Here is a 15,200-nt window from a genome sequence, read left to right on the forward strand (position 1 = left end):
AGGTCAGGAGTGCGCGTGCAACGGGCGGCCGGCGAGCACCATGGCCGCTTCACCCAGTGCCTCGCTCTGGGTCGGATGGGCGTGGGGTAGCACGGCGACGTCCGCCGCGTGCGACTCCCACGCGACCATGAGGAGCGCAGCGCCGGCTTGCTCGCTCACCCGGTCGCCGACCAGGTGCACCCCGGCGATCTGGCCGTCTGGACGAGTCACGATCACTGCGTGCCCGGACGTGCCGAGGATGAGGCTGCGGCCGTTTCCTGCAAGGTCGTAGGTCGTGGCCGTCGCACTGCCGTGCGCCGTACGGGTCTCGTCCTCGGTGAGCCCGACGGACACGACCTCAGGACTCCCGTAGGTCACCCGCGGGACGAGCGCGTCGTCGACCGGCATCGGCGCCAGACCCGCAATCTCCTCGGCGACGAAGACGCCGTGCGCAAAGCCACGGTGCGCCAGTTGGGGGCCGACCACCAGATCACCGCCGGCGAAGACGCCGGGCGCCGACGTGGCGAGTCGCTCGTCGGTCGCGACGTGTCCGCTGTCGAGGAGACGCACCCCTGCCTCCGCGAGCCCCAAGGCGGACGTCCGCGGCCGGCGGCCGACGGCGACCAGCACGACGTCGGCGTCGAGCGTCGTGTCGTCGCCGAGTGACACGACGGCACTCGTCGGACTCGCCTCGACGCCGGTGACGGCCACGCCGGTCCGCACGACCATCCCCCGCCGGCGAAAGGCGCGGCGGACGGCCGCGCCCAATGCGGCGTCGGTGTCGGGAAGCACGCGTTCACGTGCCTCGACGACGGTCACGTCGGCGCCGAGGGACCGCCATGCGGACCCGATCTCCAGCCCGATGACGTTGCCTCCGACGATGACGGCACGCCCGGGAACCTCCGGCAGCTCGAGCGCGCCGTCGCTGGTGACGATTCGATCCCCGAGCGTGACCCCGGCGGGCACGATCGGCTCCGCGCCGGTCGCGATCAACACGTTGCCCGCGGTGATCGTCCGGTCGCCGACACCCACCGCGCCCGGAGCGACCAGTTTGCCTCGCCCGGGCACGACGACGGCGCCCGACGCGGCGATGAGGGCCTGCAGTCCCCGGTGCAGGCGTCCGACCACGCGCTCGCGGTGCGCGCGTAGCGCCGAGCCGTCGACACCACCGACGCCATCGACGGTGGCGACCAGCCCGAGCGCGGCGGCCTCCCGCACCTGGTCGGCGACCTCCGCGACATGGAGAAGCGACTTCGTCGGGATGCATCCGCGATGAAGGCAGGTGCCGCCGAGGAGATCCTCCTCGACCAAGACGACCTCCAGCCCCAGCTGACGGCCGCGGAGGGCGGCGGCGTAGCCGGCGCTACCGCCGCCCAGCACGACGAGGTCGGCCCGCTCCGGAACCAGCTCAGCCACGATCGACCCGGCCCACCACGTTGACGCCCGGCAGCGCCGCGGTGCCGAGCACCCAGCTCAACCCGACTCCTTGCAGCACGCTGAGATGGGCAAGCGATCCCCGCGCAGTGAGGTCGACGTCACCCAGCACCGAGAGCAGCAGCGGCAGGTCGCCCCGCGCGTAGCCGTGCAGCGCGACCTCCGAGCCGGTCACCTCTACCTCTGGCTCCCCCTCGCCCAGGACGAGCTCCGACCCGTCGTCGGTGCACCGGAAACGGACGGCGGCAGGCAGGCCGGGCGCCTTCTGGCCGCGGGACCACACGTCGCTCAACCGGTCAGCCCACGCTCGCTCCGGGCCCGCGAGCAACGTCGCCAGCCGGTCGGCCGTCGCGGTCGTCGACGTCTCCAGGGCCCGGACGGTCCCGTCGCCCTCCCAGACGAAGGTCGGAGCCTCGTGCCGATCCGCGGATCGCACCCGCACGACGCGCTCGCCCGATTCCACGACGCAGGCCTCGGTGGGGGCGGACCCGAGGGTCACCTGGCCCGGCAGCTCATCGATGAGGGATGCGAGGTCATCGCTACCGATCGAGTCCGCCAGCCGCACGGCGACCCTGCGGACCAACGGCGCGGCATAGGCGCTCACCTCGATCTCGCGGCGCGCAGTCACGTCGCGACTCTATCCCGGATGCACCGGCACGACAAGTGATTCGTCGGTAGTAGAGGCAGGTAGCAAGCGTTTCGTAATCAGAAGGGCGAACTCAATTAAGATTGAGATCGCTGAGGCGGGGGTACGCCTCCTTGCGGATGGCGAGATGAGCGAAGGTCTCCACTGCCGCGACCCCCCCGACCTGGCGTACCTGGTCGTACGCCTCCACCGCCGCGTCGTCGGACGGCGCCCGGAGGGTGCCCACGACGTCCCAGCGTCCTGCCGTCAGCGCCACCAGCTCGGTACTGGGGAGGGAGGCCACCGTTTGCGCCACCTGCCGCGCGGGCCCCCCGACCTTGAGCCCGAACCCGCACAGCTCGCCGATGCCGAGCGCGATCGGATCGACGACGGCGAGCACGCGGATCGCGCCCGCGGCGAGCAGGGCGTGCACGCGAGCGCGGGTACCGGCCTGGGACAGCCCCGTCGCGGCGGCCAGGTGGGCGTACGACGCCCGACCGTCCTGCTCGAGCTCGCGCAGCAGCACGTGGTCGATCTCGTCCAAGGACCCGTTGAGGCGCAGCTCCGTGTGCGGCGCCTGGGTCGCGCTCTTCACCCGGTCAAGGTGCTTGAAGGGCTCGACCGAGGTCACCCCGGGCAAGGCGAGCATCCTGTCGAGCACGCCGACCAGGTCCCGGTTGGTACGACAGCTCACGTCCGCGAGGACGTCGTACCGCCCGGCGGTCACGACCACGAAGGTCGTCTCGGCGAAGCCGGCCAGGTGTCCGGCGCAGTCCTCGATCCCCCCGTCGACCTTGAGCCCCACCGTTGCCGAGCAGTCGATCCCAAGGATCTCCGGATGCACGACTCCCAGGGTGCGAACGACCCCCGTCTCATGCAGCCGCTGCACGCGCACCCGGACCGCCGCCGCCGAGAGCCCCGTGCCCTCGGCGTACTGGACGTAGGTGCCGCGAGCGTCGTCCTGCAGATGGGAGATGAGCCGGGCGTCGATCTTGTCGAGGGCGGGCCACCCGGCCGACGGGCCGGCCGCGGATCCAGCAGAGGGCACCAAGGACACGCGTCACCATACCGAAATCGCGACAGCTCCGGTCACAGCAGGAGGGTCAGCGGGTCCTCGAGGCGCATCCGGAGCGCCCCCACGAACCGGCGTACCGCCGCCCCGTCGATGACACGGTGGTCGCACGACACGTCGACTGGCAGGCGGACGCCGGCGACGACAGCGCCGTCGCGCACCACAGGGCGCTCCTCGGCACGCCCGAGCGACACGATCGCGGTGGTGCCTGGCGGGACGATCGGCACCACGGACGCGCTGCCACCACCGGCAGCGCCGATGTTCGACAGGGTGATGCTGCCCCCGTCGAGCTCCGCCGGGGTCAAGGAGCGGTCGCGCGCCCGGGTGACCAGGTCGGTGATCCGCTCGGTGAGCGCAGCGGCCCCGAGCCGCTCGGCCCCCCGCAGGACCGGGGTCACCAGGCCTGCGGGGGTGTCGACCGCGACCGCCACGTCGAAGCTCGCGTGGAGAACCAGGTCATCCCCGTCGAGCGTCGCGTTGAACTCGGGGAACTCCGGGAGGACACGCGTCAACGCCATGACGGCCAGCACTTCCAACGGCACGGGTCCGCCCATCGCGCGCGCGAGGGCGGATCGCGCCGCGAGCAGTGCCTCCGCGTCGACGTGGTCGTGCGAGGTGATGTGCGGTATCTCCCGCCAGGCGCGGCTCATCCGCTCCGCGATGGTGCGCCGGGTGACCGACAACCGGCGTCGCTCGGCGGCGAGGACCTCGGGCGCGACGGGGGCCTCTGCCGTCCGGCGGGCGACTTCGCGCTCGACGTCCGCCCTGGTGACGACACCGCCCCTGCCGGTGCCCGTGACGGCTGTCAGCGCCAGCCCGTGCTGGCGGGCGACCCTGCGGGCGAGCGGGAACGCCCGCACCTCGCTGCCAGGGTCGATGTCCCGACCCGCGGTCGTCTGAGCACCGGAGGGGACCACGGTTCGGCTGCTGCTCGCGGGCACGTCCGCGGCACCGGACCCCGCCACCGGATCCGAGGGGACGGGAGTATCGATCTCGGCTCGCGAATCGGTCTGGAGGGTCACCAGGACCGCACCCACGGCCAGCACCGTGCCCGGGGCGCCCGCGAGTCCGGACACCACACCGTCGAACGGCGCAGGGACGCTGATCACGGACTTGGCGGTCTCGACATCGACCATGTCGTCCCCCTCGCTCACCCGGTCCCCGACGGCGACGTGCCACTCGAGCACCTCGGCCTCGACCAGGCCGGAGCCGAGGTCGGGCAGCAGGAACTCCCGCAGAGCCACGTCAGCCGCCTCTCACGATCCGACGCGCGGCGGCAGCGATTCGGGACGGGGTCACCATCGAGAACGATTCCAGCTCGGCGCCCGGGTGCCAGAACGTGTCGGCGTGCCCGACCCTGGCCACCGGCGCGTCGAGGTACTCCAGTGCCTGTTCGGCGACGGTCGCCGCGATCTCCGCACCCAGGCCGGCGGTCAACGCCGCTTCGTGCACGGTCAGGAGGCGCCCGGTCCGGCGCACGCTGGCAAGCACCGAGTCCTCGTCGAAGGGGTACAGGGTGCGCAGGTCGATGACCTCCAGCTCGATCCCCTCATCGGCGAGAAGGTCGGCAGCGTCCAACGAGGCGGCCACGCCGTTGCCGTAGGTCACGACGGTCAGGTCGCGTCCGGGGCGGCGCACCGCCGCGACCCCGATCGGCACCGTGTAGTGCTCGTCGGGCACGCCGTCCTCGGGCAGGTGGTTGCGGAGGATCGGCTCGAAGACGATCACCGGATCGTCGGACGCGATGGCGCTCGCGAGAAGGCCCTTGGCGTCGTACGCGGTGGACGGATAGACGACGGTGAGTCCGGGGTTGTGGACGAACATGGCCTCGGGCGAGTCGGAGTGGAACTCGACCGGCGAGGCGAAGCCGCCTCCGGCGGGCATCCGGATCACCAGCGGAAGCGACACCTGTCCACGGGTCCGCCAACGCATCCGACCGACGTGGCCGATCACCTGGTCGATGCCGATGTACGAGAAGCCGGCGAACATGATCTCGACGACCGGACGCAAGCCGGCCATCGCCATCCCGACCGCGGCGCCGACGATGCCGTTCTCCGACAACGGTGTGTCGATCACGCGTTCCAGGCCGAACTTCAGATGCAGGTCCTTCGTCGCTCGGAAGACACCACCCTCGATGGCGACGTCCTCGCCGAGGATGACGAGGTCGGGTCGCGTGGACAGCTCGTGCTCGAGGGTGGCGCGGATGACCTCGACCTGGGTGCGCGTCGACGTCGGCCCGTCCGGTCGGGGCTCCGCCGGCCGGTCGGGCACCGGCAGTCCGAGCTCGGGCTCGCCCTCGGCAGCCGCCTCGTCCTCGAGCTGCCGCACGAGGCGCGCCGGAAGATCAGCCACCAGGTGACGGCTCATCGATGCACGCGAGGGCCGGTCCCCCAGCCGGCGGTTGATCTCGGCGACCGCCTCGTCGACCTCGGCACCGAGCGCGGTGACGGTCTCCTCGTGGAGTGCCGCCACATCGACGCCTCGGTGGGCGAGCTGCGCAGCAACTCGCAGGATGGGGTCGCGGTCGCGCCACTCGTCCTCCTCGTCGGCGGTTCGGTAGACCGGACGGCCGTCGTAGGAGGAGTGGGGCGCGAACCGGTAGGTGAGGCACTCGATGAGCGTCGGCCCGCCACCGGCGACCGCCCGCTCGACGGCATCCCGCGTTGCCTCCTCGACCGCCAGCGGATCCATGCCGTCGACCAGGACGCCGGGCATGCCGTAGGCCGCGGCCTTCCGGGCCAGCGTGTCCGACGCCGTCTGCAGCCGGACCGGTGTCGCCTCGGCGTACTGGTTGTTCTGGCAGAGGAAGACCGTCGGCGTCCGCCACACCCCGGCGAAGTTGAGCCCCGCGTGGAAGTCGGCCGTCGAGGTACCGCCGTCGCCGAAGATGGCCAGCGACACGGTGTCCTCGTCCAGCAGCCGTCGCCCGTACGCGAACCCCGTCGCGTGCGGCAGGTGCGTGCCGATCGTCGCGTTGAGCCGCGTGATCCGCAGCTCTCGGGGGTCCCAGCCGTCGTCGACCAGGCCCTTCCATTGGCTCAGGATCACGAACGGGCTCACGCCGCGCGCCAACCAGACGTGGGGCTCGCGGTAGGCAGTGAAGATCCAGTCCTGCTCCCGCAAGGCGTAGACCGCGCCGAGCACGGCCTCCTGGCCGGACGACTGATAGTAGGAGCGCAGCCAGCCCTTGCGCTGGAGCGCTATCGCCCGCTCGTCGAGCGCCCGGGCGCGGACGAGGTCGCGGTGGGTGCGCACGAGCGCGTCGGTCGACACCTCGTGGCCATCGGTGAGGACCCCTGCCTGGTCGAGGACCTGACGTGGCTTGAGGGCGGGAGCGGAGCTCACTGGTCGGTCTCTCTCGGCTCGGGAGTGGGCATCGCGTCGGCGCTCAGGTCGTGGAGCGGGCGGTCACGAGGTGTCCCGCCGCGGGAGCGCAGCACCTCGACCACGGCTGCGGTGTCGTCGGACCCGTGCCCCATCGCGGCAGCGGCGGCGAAGACCTCGGCGACCGAGCCGAGGACCGAGGGGGGCAGGCCTGCCGCCGCGAACGCGTCGATCGTCCTACGACTGGTTCGGACCTGCTTGTCGATCGTGGTCCGGGGCGGGACCCACGTCCCGGCCGCCAAGTGGTCGAGTGTGGAGTCCCAGATCCCCTTGACCGTGCCGACGAACGGCCGCATCACTTCGACGTAGTCGGCAACGTCCATGCCCTCTGCCTCCGCGTACGCCGCGCCGGCCGCCAGTGCCACCATGACGCCGTGGTAGGCAGGGGCGCTGGCGATCGCCGCTGCCTTCGCGAGTCCGGGGTCCTCCCCCAACCAGGCGTGACGACCGAGACTGTCGAGCACCTCCCGGTGCTCCTCGTAGGCCCGGCGCGGCCCGGCGTACACGGTCAGGGCGTCGGCGGTGCCGACCCGGTCGGCGTGGTGGGTGGGGTACCCGTCGAGCAGCACGGCTCCCGCCCGGCGGACCGCGTCGGCGAATCGACGCGCCTCGGCCGGCGTACCGGTGCAGAGATTCACCACCGTCGGCCCCGACGGCGGAGTGCCTAGGACGGTCGTCGCCGCCGGGTAGTCACTGACCGTGACCACCACGACCGGTGCGGACGCGACTGCGTCCGCGAGATCATCCACTGCGGTAGCACCGAGGTCGACGAGCGGCCCGGTGCGGCCCGGCGTACGGTTCCAGACGGTCACGCGGTGCTGGGACGAGAGCAGCCGCCGTGCCACGGCGACTCCCATGTTTCCGGCGCCGAGGACGGCGACGGGGGCAGGATCGGCAGCCATCACGCGTGAGTCAGCTTCTCGGTCTTCGCCGCGCTGCCGGTCTCGTCCAGCAGACCCCGGAGCTCGCGGCTGACGCGCAGCCCCGACTCGATCGCCCCGTCGATGAAGCGCTTCCACGCGGTCGCCGTGCCCGAGCCGGCGAAGTGCACCCTTCCGTGAGGCTGGTGGAGGTGCTGGAGCCAATGTGCCATCTCGCCGACCTTCGAGCCGTCACCACCACCCCAGGCGAGCTCGTCCTCCACCCAGTTGTGGGTGAGGTAGTCGATCACCCTCACACCCGGGATGTACCGCTGGAGCGCTGCCTCCACCGACGCGTGGTCGTCCACATCCACGAGCTCGTGCCGGTGAGTGCCCGCGATCACCAGCGTCCCGTCGGGGCCGACGTCCTCCGCGAAGATCCAGTTGAACGGCTGGTTGACCGCGCCCTGGGCGAAGAAGTCCGGCAGCTGGCGGTCGAGCAGAGCGTGGATCTTGACCCCGCGGACAGCGGTCGCGGTGTCGGAGATGTGCTGGAGAGCCGGAGTCAGGGCGGGGGTGAACGCGATCTGCTTGTAGGCCGGGGTCGGCACCGTGACCACGGCGTACCGCGCATCGACCTTGGTGCCGTCCGCGCAGCTGAGCTCGACGCCCGCGCCGCTGTCGAGAATCTCGCGGACATAGGCGCCCAGGCGGACCTCGGCGCTCGAGTCGTCCATGATCGCTTGCACGAGAGCGCCGGTGCCGTCGCGGAGCTGGTACTTCGCGCCGGCATCCATCAGCGATCGCGCGCTCCAGTTGGCCGCGGCGTAGGTCCTCATGATCTGCGCGGCGGACCCTTGGTCGAGCTCGCCGGCAAAGGACAGCATCATCCCGCCGACGTAGTCGCGCACGAACGGAGGCATGAACCGCAGCGATTCCAGGTGGTGGCGCACGGTCGTGCGATCGAGGGCCGTCTGCTCCGGTGACATCGCGGCGTCGTACGGCCGCGGGAAGACCTGCTCGGCGTCGCGGCAGAACCGGTCGAACCCATAGCGGAAGACCGCACGCATCACCTTGCGGGCGGGGCCGTGGGCGTCCAGCGTGAGCAGGCGCCCGCCGCGGGTCAGGTACACCAGCTCCTGGGCACGGGCGCCGGGCGTCTCGACGACCTCTGCACCGTAGCGGGTGATCTCCGCCCACACGTGCGGCTGAAGCCAGTGCACCCAGTGACCACCGAGCTCGACGGTCCGGCCGCGGAAGGTCGTCGAGTAGCCGCGTCCCCCGATCCGGTCCTTCGCCTCCAGCACCACGACGGTGCGTCCGGCCCGGGTGAGCTCACGGGCGGCCACCGCTCCGGCGAACCCCCCTCCGACGATGGCGACGTCGTACTCGGTCACTTGTGACTCCTTCTCGTGCATGCGGTGGTAGGTGGGCGATCAGCGAAGTGTGCGGAAGAACTCACGGACGTCGCCGATGAACAGGTCCGGCACCTCAGCCGCGGCGAAGTGGCCACCACGGTCGTGCTCCCGGTAGGACTGGAGGTTGAAGTACTTCTCGGTCCAGGCCCGCGGCATGTAGGGCGCGATCTCGCCCGGGTAGACCGCCACGGCCGACGGGGCCTCGACCACCGGGAAGCGGCCGTGGGAGGGGCGCCAGGCGTTGCGCAGCTGCTCGCGGTAGAAGCGCATCGACGTGCCGATCGTCTGGGTGAACCAGTAGATGCTCGCCGTCGTGCAGAGATCGTCCTTCGACCACACCGACTCGATGTCACCGCCGGTCTGCGCCCAGGAACGTCGCTTCTCCAGCAGCCAGGAGGCGATCCCCGCCGGTGAGTCGTTCAGTGCGTTGGCGACCGTCTGTGGCTTGGTGAAGTGCATCCAGGCATAGCCGTACTCCTCGTTCATGATCCGCTCGTTGTGGAGCAGCCAGTGCTTCTCGTCCGCCGCGAAGACCTCCGGAGCGGGCATCGCGTCGGGGCCGTAGGGCATCCCGGGGATGGCGTCGCCGTGGAAGTCGTCGTCCTGGCTGAGCTGCACCGGCATGTGGCAGTAGAGCCCGCGAACCCGGTCGGCGTACGCGTGCCCGAGGTATTCCACGGCGCACGCACCCCAGTCGCCCCCCGCGGTGAAGAAGCGGTCGTAACCGAGCCGCTCCATCAGCACCACCTCGAGGTCGGCTGCGCTCCAGAAGTTGAGACCCTCCCGGCGCAGCGGCGAGGACCAGGCGTGCCCGGGCAGGCTCATCAGGACGACGTCGAAGGCGTCCGCGGGATCACCTCCGTGCGCAGCGGGGTCCGAGAGCGGCCCGATCACCTTGGCCAGGTCCCAGAAGGTCTCGGGCCAACCGTGGTGGAGCAGAAGTGGCTGCGGGGCGGGACCGACGCCACGTACGTGCACGTAGTGGATGGGCAGACCGTCGATCTCGGTGCGAAACTGCGGGAGCTCGTTCATCCGTCGCTCCTGCTCCCGCCAGTCGTACTCGTCGGCCCAGTAGGCGACGAGCTCGCGGAGGTAGTCGGTGTTGAACCCCTGATTCCAATCCTCATTCGCAAAGTCGTCGGGCAGCCGACTCCGCAGCAGCCGAGCCCGGAGGTCTCGCAGGTCGGCGTCGGGGACCTCGATCCGGAACTCGTGCACGGCCCTGTGGCCGGCCGTTGCGGCGCCCATGGCTGCTCCTCCTCGCTCGCGGTGTCTCGAGCGCCAGGGTACGCAGGATCCACGTCGATTGACAAGCAATTCGCATGCCCGACGGCCGAATTATTGTTGATTGACTCGTCGGGACCTTGTCATGAACTTCATTTCACTCTTCAATGGTCTGAAACATGCCATGACCGTGACCATTGGAGGTCCGCCCATGAACCCGACCACGCCCGCGCCGGCCGGACCGACCGTGTCGTGCGACGCCACGATCGATCCCGCACGCCGCGCCGCGGTTGAGCAGGCGCTCGCCCGGCTCACGCCCGAGCTCGGGCTCGCTCGCGCCGTGTGGAGCGCGACAGAGATCCCCGGGGGCGCGGCCAACGCCAACTTCCGCGTCACCACCGGAGACCAGCGGTTCGTGCTCCGCATCGCGGATCCCAACGGCGCCCGGTTCGGAATGGACCGCGGCTGCGGGTTCGCTGCTCACCGCGCGGCAGCAGACCTCCTGATCGCGCCGCCGCTGCGGGCTGCGGTAGCACCGGACGGGCACTGTCTGACCGATCTGGTGGACGGACGTTCGGCCTCGGCTGCGGATCTCGCGGACGACGCGCTGCTCGCAGAGGTCGGCCGCCTTCTGGCCCGCCTCCACTCGTCCCCGGTCCGAATAGGCCGCTGGTCGGTCATCGACGCGACGTTGTCGTACGTGGACATCGCGCGCAGCGAGGGGCTCACCGTCGCCGACGACACGCCATTGCTCATCGAGGCGCTCGAGCGGACGCGCGGCGTCTTCGCCGGCCTGCCGGCCGGCGAGGTCCTCTGCCACAACGACCTGGTGCCACAGAATCTCATCATCGGACCCGAGGGCGTCACCCTCGTCGACTGGGAGTACGGCGGGATGGCCTACGGCGACTTCGATCTCGGCAACCTCGCGATGAACGCAGATCTCAGTGACGGTCAGGTCGACCACCTGATGCGGAGCTATCTCGGACGGCCCGCGACAGATGCTGAGCTGGCCAGAGTCCGCCTGATGGCGCTGGTAGCTGCCCTCCGAGAATACTTCTGGGCGGTGGTTGCCGATCCGGTGCTCAATTACGACATCGAGCACCACGGCGTGGACTACCTCGGGTGGGGTCATCGGCACCTGCTGAAGGCGAGGGCGGTCGTGGACTCACCGGAGCTCGACCGACTGCTCCGCGCGGCGGCAGCGAGCTGAGGCCCTCGTGCGACGTCATCTCACTCTCGACGACCTCGACGGGCTCCTCGAAGAGCCACTGATCGCGGTGATCGGCACCTACCGCAAGGACGGCGAGGTGCTGCTCGCACCGGTGTGGCACGAGTGGCGTGACGGCGCGTTCTCCGTCATCACGCCTCTCGCCGGGATCAAGGGTCGCCATGTGACCCGGGACCCCCGTGCGAGCATCGTGGTCTACGAGCAAACCAGTCCCTTCCGCGGCGTCGAGGCGTCCTGCACCGTCACCGTCGACACCGACGACGTCCACGAGCACCATGTGCGCATCGCGACCCGCTACCTCGGGCCGGATGCGGGTCGCGAGTTCGCTGACCGCAAGGCGGCGGGCCAGGTCCGGCTGAGGCTCACGCCGGTCCGCTTCCGGGCGTGGGACTACCGCGGAGAACTCTGACCCAGGGACGCCGAAGGGTGGGGTCGGACGGTCCGACCCCACCCCTTCTCCTCGCTCAGCCGTCAGAGCGAACGCGCCGCTGGTAGGCGACACCCAGCAACACGACCAGCACCACGATCCCGACCAGCACCACCCATGACATCGCGTCGATCGGCGGGGCGGGTGGGTTCACGATCCCGTTGACGTAGAGCCAACCCATTCCGGCGAAACCCACCGCTGCGCCGAGGATCGTCAGGGGCGCGAGCGCGCGCTCGCGGACCAGCAGGACCACGGCTCCGACGGTGATCATGAGGTAGGGCAGGACCCACGCGTAGACGATCGACACCGCGATGGAGTTGTAGGCGGTCAGCAGGTCGCCAGCGAGCAGGAAAGCAGCGGCCAGCACCGCGAACCCAGTGACGGCAAGCAGCACGATCGCGGCTGACGGACTGTGGTGGCGCGGGTGAATGCTCGTGATCCTTCGCGGAAGCAGGCCGTCCTGGGCGAGCGTGAGGAAGAACCGAGACCCGTAGTTGACGAAGCCGATGAGGCTGGCGAACACGGCGAGCGCGAGGACGACGTCGGTGGCGGTCGCGACGCCGCTGCCGAGCCCCGACTGCTCCGCGAGTGCAGCGGTGGGCGACGCACCAGCCGCGAGCGCGTCGGACGCCGCGGCCAGCCCGGGCGTCTGCAGGAACGTCGCCAGAAGATAGAGACCGCCGAGAAGGACCGGGATCGACATGACCGCGATCGGCACGTTTCGCCGCGGGTCCTTCGTCTCGGCGGCGAGTGCTGTGCAGCTCTCGAAGCTCACCAGGAACGCGATGCCGCCCGCAAGACCGAGAAATGTGCTGCTCATGCTCATCGAGCCGAGGTCGAGCTGCGAATCGAGCTGTAGGCCGGTGCTGCCGACGCTCGCGAACGTGATGAGCAGGACCAGCGGGAGCGACACCACCGTCAGCAGCACGGCGACGCGGACCGAGGTGTCGAGTCCGCGGTAGGCGACGGTGGCCGAGACCAGGATCGCGATGGCGTAGATGACGATCTGAGGGCCGAGGTCGAGGGCGCTCCCCATGCCGCGGGCGGAGAGGAAGCTGCCCGTGAAGATCCCCACGATCGCGGTGGTCCCGGCCAACTGGAGCACGAAACCGAGAAGCAGTGTCGCCGCCATCAGCACGCGGGACCAGGCGCCGAACACTTCACCCACATAGGAGTAGAGAGACCCGGTTCCGACGTAGCGGCGGGCGAAAGCAACGACGGCGAGACCGACGCCGATGACGGCGATCATCGCCAGGAAGGCGGCTGGCCAGGCATTGACGCCTCCGGCGGAGAAGAAGAGGACAGGGGCCAGCGCCATCCCGACCGCTGGCGTGTACGACGCGATGGCGAGCGAGGCGAGCGAGAGCCGGCCGAGCTGACCGGTCTCCAGGCCGGACGCGGACTTGCCAGGCTCCCTCGTGGACGTCGGACCGATGGACGTGGGCATAGGTGTTTCTCCTAGGTCGGGCCGAGATGCGAATCGATTGAATGTGACGACAGTCACGCACGATTCTGTGCAATGTCAAGGCCTGTACAAGTTTTATGCTTCTCTAGGAACCCATCTGCCAACGGATCGACAGTGCTATGGCAGCTGCGCGAAGCGATCGACGCGATACGGCCGCAGGTCGAGCGCACTGCGCCCGTCGACGATCCCCTCCGCGACCGCCCGCCACGTGCCCGGCCCCAGGATGAACCCGTGTCCGCTCATGCCGGCTGCCACCCACGCATTGTCGGCCGTCGGCACCCGGCCGACGTAGGGCTCGAAGTCAGGGGTGATGTCGACGACTCCCGACGAGGTCCGCTGGAGACGGTGGTTCGCCAGCGACGGCACCACGCGCGCCGCGGAGGCGAGCTTGCTCTCCGAGTAGCGTCGCCACGGCCGCGGTTCCCAACCCGTAGGGACGAAGTCGGGTCCGTTCCGAAGTCGTCGCCGCCGGCGTCGCAGGTCGTTGCGGGCGATCGCCCAGTCGACGCGGAAGGTCGCTCCGCGCACGTGATGGAGCAGAGCCGGGGCCCAGGTCCGGAGGTCCCTCACGTCGTCGAGCGACAGGTCGTGGACGTACTCGGGCGCCCGGTAGCCCCCGCCGAACCGCACTACGCCGTCGGCACTCTGTCGCATTGTGAATTTGCCCGCCCGGATGAACCCGGGAAACAGCCGGTCGCCGATCGGGGCCGTCTCGCCACTCGGCACGCGGACCCGCTGCATCGGGACGCGTGTCCCGAGAGCGTCGAGCAGACGAGGCGTCCAGACCCCTCCGGCAATCACGACCTGCTGGCAGGAAAACCGCTCCTGAAGCGTGCGGACGGCGGTGATCTTGCGTCGCGAGAGGTCGAAGCCGACCGCCATCGTGCCGACCGAGAACCGCGCCCCCCTAGCAAGCGCGGCGCGGTGCAGTGCGGCGACCACGCGCATCCGGTTCACGTGACCGCCTGGCTTGGTGTGCATGCCGAGGAACTCGCCGGCCAGGGCGGGCCACCTCGCCCGCACCTCGTCGGGAGGCGTCAGCGCGGTGAGATCGATCTGTTCGCTGACGCCGAGGGTCGTCGACTGCGCCGCCAGCCAGGCGCGGTCGTCGTCGTCGACGACGAGCGTGCTCCAGCCGCCGCGGTCGAGCTCGATGTCCTCCCCGAAGCGATCTTCGAACTGATCCCAACCCACCATCGATGCCCCGGTCACCGACTCGCTCTCGATGGCGAGCGGACCTGGCCCGGGGAGGCGGAGGGCGGCGTTGCTCCGGACGGTCTGCTCGAAGCCGAGTCCGTCCTTCTCCAAAACGACCACCTCGGCGCCGCGATCGGCAAGCTCGACAGCGGTCCCGAGGCCGGTGAGTCCGCCCCCGATGATCACGACATCAGCCACGGGACTTCCCTCGCTCCCCCGACCCGGTCAGTGGTGCTTCCCCTCGCTCGGCGGGGGCGTCAGGAAGATGAGGGTCGTCTGGTCGTTGTCGGGATGCTCGATGCGGTACGCCGAGCCCCGCGGAATCACGAGCACCTGTCCGGCCTGGAAGTCGAACTCGTGATCGTCAACCCACGCGGTGGCCGAGCCCTCGAGAGCGTAGATCGCCACGTCCTCACCGCTCGTCCCGCCGTACGAGCCAGGTGCCTTGACCGTCGCGTGGTGCACCCCGAACGGGAGGCCGTCGCTCCGCTGCACCATGCGACGGCTCACCCCGTCCAGTCCATTCTCCTCGCGCGTGTAGCGCACGGCTCGGGCGTCGTTGTAGTGGACGGTGAACGGAATCGTCACGATTGTTCTCCTTCGTCGGGGAGATGGGCGCATCCATGCGAGCGAAACTTAAGCGTCAACTGACTCTAGCAAGTGATTTGATGCTTGGTAACGGCTCACGCGCACGTTTCGAGATGCGTGTACGTCCGCCCCCTGGCTACTCGACATACCTCAGCCCCTTCGCAGACCGAGCCCAGGTGCAGCGCGCCATGACGAAGCTGGACGCCCGCGACCACGCGCAGCTCGTCCTCGGCTTACCAGACCATCCTGGCCGAGGCCGCACCTCGATCGGCAGGGCCGATGGTCCTGGCGACGAGGAT

The 15,200-nt window shown here is 70.1% G+C and carries 13 protein-coding genes; 2 read left to right on the forward strand and 11 right to left on the reverse strand.

Annotated features, from left to right (window positions below):
* Nucleotides 1–3: 3 nt before the first annotated feature.
* From HNR19_RS20360 to HNR19_RS20395, 8 genes are all read right to left on the reverse strand, one after another.
* Entirely contained in the window at nt 4–1,395 is a 1,392-nt protein-coding gene (locus HNR19_RS20360) for an FAD-dependent oxidoreductase (RefSeq protein WP_343047295.1), read from the reverse strand.
* Nucleotides 1,388–2,041: a hypothetical protein gene (locus HNR19_RS20365; protein WP_179669629.1), complete on the reverse strand. Its 654-nt coding sequence runs from the start codon at nt 2,039–2,041 to the stop codon at nt 1,388–1,390. The genes HNR19_RS20360 and HNR19_RS20365 overlap by 8 nt, the downstream gene beginning before the upstream one ends.
* Before the next feature lie 91 nt (nt 2,042–2,132).
* Complete coding sequence (locus tag HNR19_RS20370; protein ID WP_179669631.1) at nt 2,133–3,095, reverse strand: AsnC family transcriptional regulator; 963 nt, start codon at nt 3,093–3,095, stop codon at nt 2,133–2,135.
* A gap of 32 nt (nt 3,096–3,127) precedes the next feature.
* Complete coding sequence (locus HNR19_RS20375) at nt 3,128–4,354, reverse strand: 2-oxo acid dehydrogenase subunit E2 (RefSeq protein ID WP_179669632.1); 1,227 nt, start codon at nt 4,352–4,354, stop codon at nt 3,128–3,130.
* Between the two features lies 1 nt (nt 4,355).
* Nucleotides 4,356–6,455 (reverse strand): thiamine pyrophosphate-dependent enzyme, encoded by a 2,100-nt coding sequence (locus tag HNR19_RS23650; RefSeq protein WP_179669634.1) that lies wholly within the window; start codon nt 6,453–6,455, stop codon nt 4,356–4,358.
* The gene (locus tag HNR19_RS20385; protein ID WP_179669636.1) at nt 6,452–7,396 is read right to left on the reverse strand and encodes an NAD(P)-binding domain-containing protein; all 945 of its coding nucleotides are present in this window, start codon (nt 7,394–7,396) and stop codon (nt 6,452–6,454) included. The genes HNR19_RS23650 and HNR19_RS20385 overlap by 4 nt, the downstream gene beginning before the upstream one ends.
* The gene (locus HNR19_RS20390; protein ID WP_343047297.1) at nt 7,396–8,751 is read right to left on the reverse strand and encodes a flavin monoamine oxidase family protein; all 1,356 of its coding nucleotides are present in this window, start codon (nt 8,749–8,751) and stop codon (nt 7,396–7,398) included. Before HNR19_RS20390 ends, HNR19_RS20385 begins: the two co-directional genes overlap by 1 nt.
* Nucleotides 8,752–8,790: 39 nt before the next feature.
* Complete coding sequence (locus HNR19_RS20395) at nt 8,791–10,020, reverse strand: epoxide hydrolase family protein (protein ID WP_179669640.1); 1,230 nt, start codon at nt 10,018–10,020, stop codon at nt 8,791–8,793.
* Nucleotides 10,021–10,120: 100 nt separating this feature from the next.
* Here HNR19_RS20395 and HNR19_RS20400 point away from each other — a divergent pair, with 100 nt between their 5' ends.
* Together HNR19_RS20400 and HNR19_RS20405 are read left to right on the forward strand one after the other, a co-directional pair.
* Nucleotides 10,121–11,206, forward strand: coding sequence for a phosphotransferase (locus tag HNR19_RS20400; protein WP_179669641.1), 1,086 nt, complete (start codon nt 10,121–10,123; stop codon nt 11,204–11,206).
* Nucleotides 11,207–11,213: 7 nt separating this feature from the next.
* Nucleotides 11,214–11,633: a pyridoxamine 5'-phosphate oxidase family protein gene (locus tag HNR19_RS20405; RefSeq protein WP_179669643.1), complete on the forward strand. Its 420-nt coding sequence runs from the start codon at nt 11,214–11,216 to the stop codon at nt 11,631–11,633.
* A 55-nt stretch (nt 11,634–11,688) separates the two neighbouring features.
* Here HNR19_RS20405 and HNR19_RS20410 read toward each other — a convergent pair whose 3' ends face one another.
* The 3 genes from HNR19_RS20410 to HNR19_RS20420 all read right to left on the reverse strand — a co-directional run bounded on the left by HNR19_RS20410 (nt 11,689) and on the right by HNR19_RS20420 (nt 14,901).
* On the reverse strand, nt 11,689–13,098 hold the full coding sequence (locus tag HNR19_RS20410) for an APC family permease (protein ID WP_179669644.1): 1,410 nt from the start codon (nt 13,096–13,098) through the stop codon (nt 11,689–11,691).
* A gap of 135 nt (nt 13,099–13,233) precedes the next feature.
* Complete coding sequence (locus tag HNR19_RS20415) at nt 13,234–14,511, reverse strand: FAD-dependent oxidoreductase (protein ID WP_179669646.1); 1,278 nt, start codon at nt 14,509–14,511, stop codon at nt 13,234–13,236.
* Between the two features lie 27 nt (nt 14,512–14,538).
* A complete protein-coding gene (locus HNR19_RS20420; RefSeq protein ID WP_179669648.1) occupies nt 14,539–14,901 on the reverse strand; it encodes a cupin domain-containing protein in 363 nt (120 codons plus the stop codon).
* Nucleotides 14,902–15,200 lie beyond the last annotated feature (299 nt).

This window comes from Nocardioides thalensis, from assembly GCF_013410655.1.
GTDB lineage: Bacteria > Actinomycetota > Actinomycetes > Propionibacteriales > Nocardioidaceae > Nocardioides > Nocardioides thalensis.

What these genes read in the sequence shown, in the direction of transcription:
- HNR19_RS20385 (WP_179669636.1), bottom strand. Translation starts at nt 7,396, where the DNA reads ATGGCTGCCGATCCTGCCCCCGTCGCCGTCCTCGGCGCCGGAAACATG.
- HNR19_RS20395 (WP_179669640.1), bottom strand. Translation starts at nt 10,020, where the DNA reads ATGGGCGCCGCAACGGCCGGCCACAGGGCCGTGCACGAGTTCCGGATC.
- HNR19_RS20410 (WP_179669644.1), bottom strand. Translation starts at nt 13,098, where the DNA reads ATGCCCACGTCCATCGGTCCGACGTCCACGAGGGAGCCTGGCAAGTCC.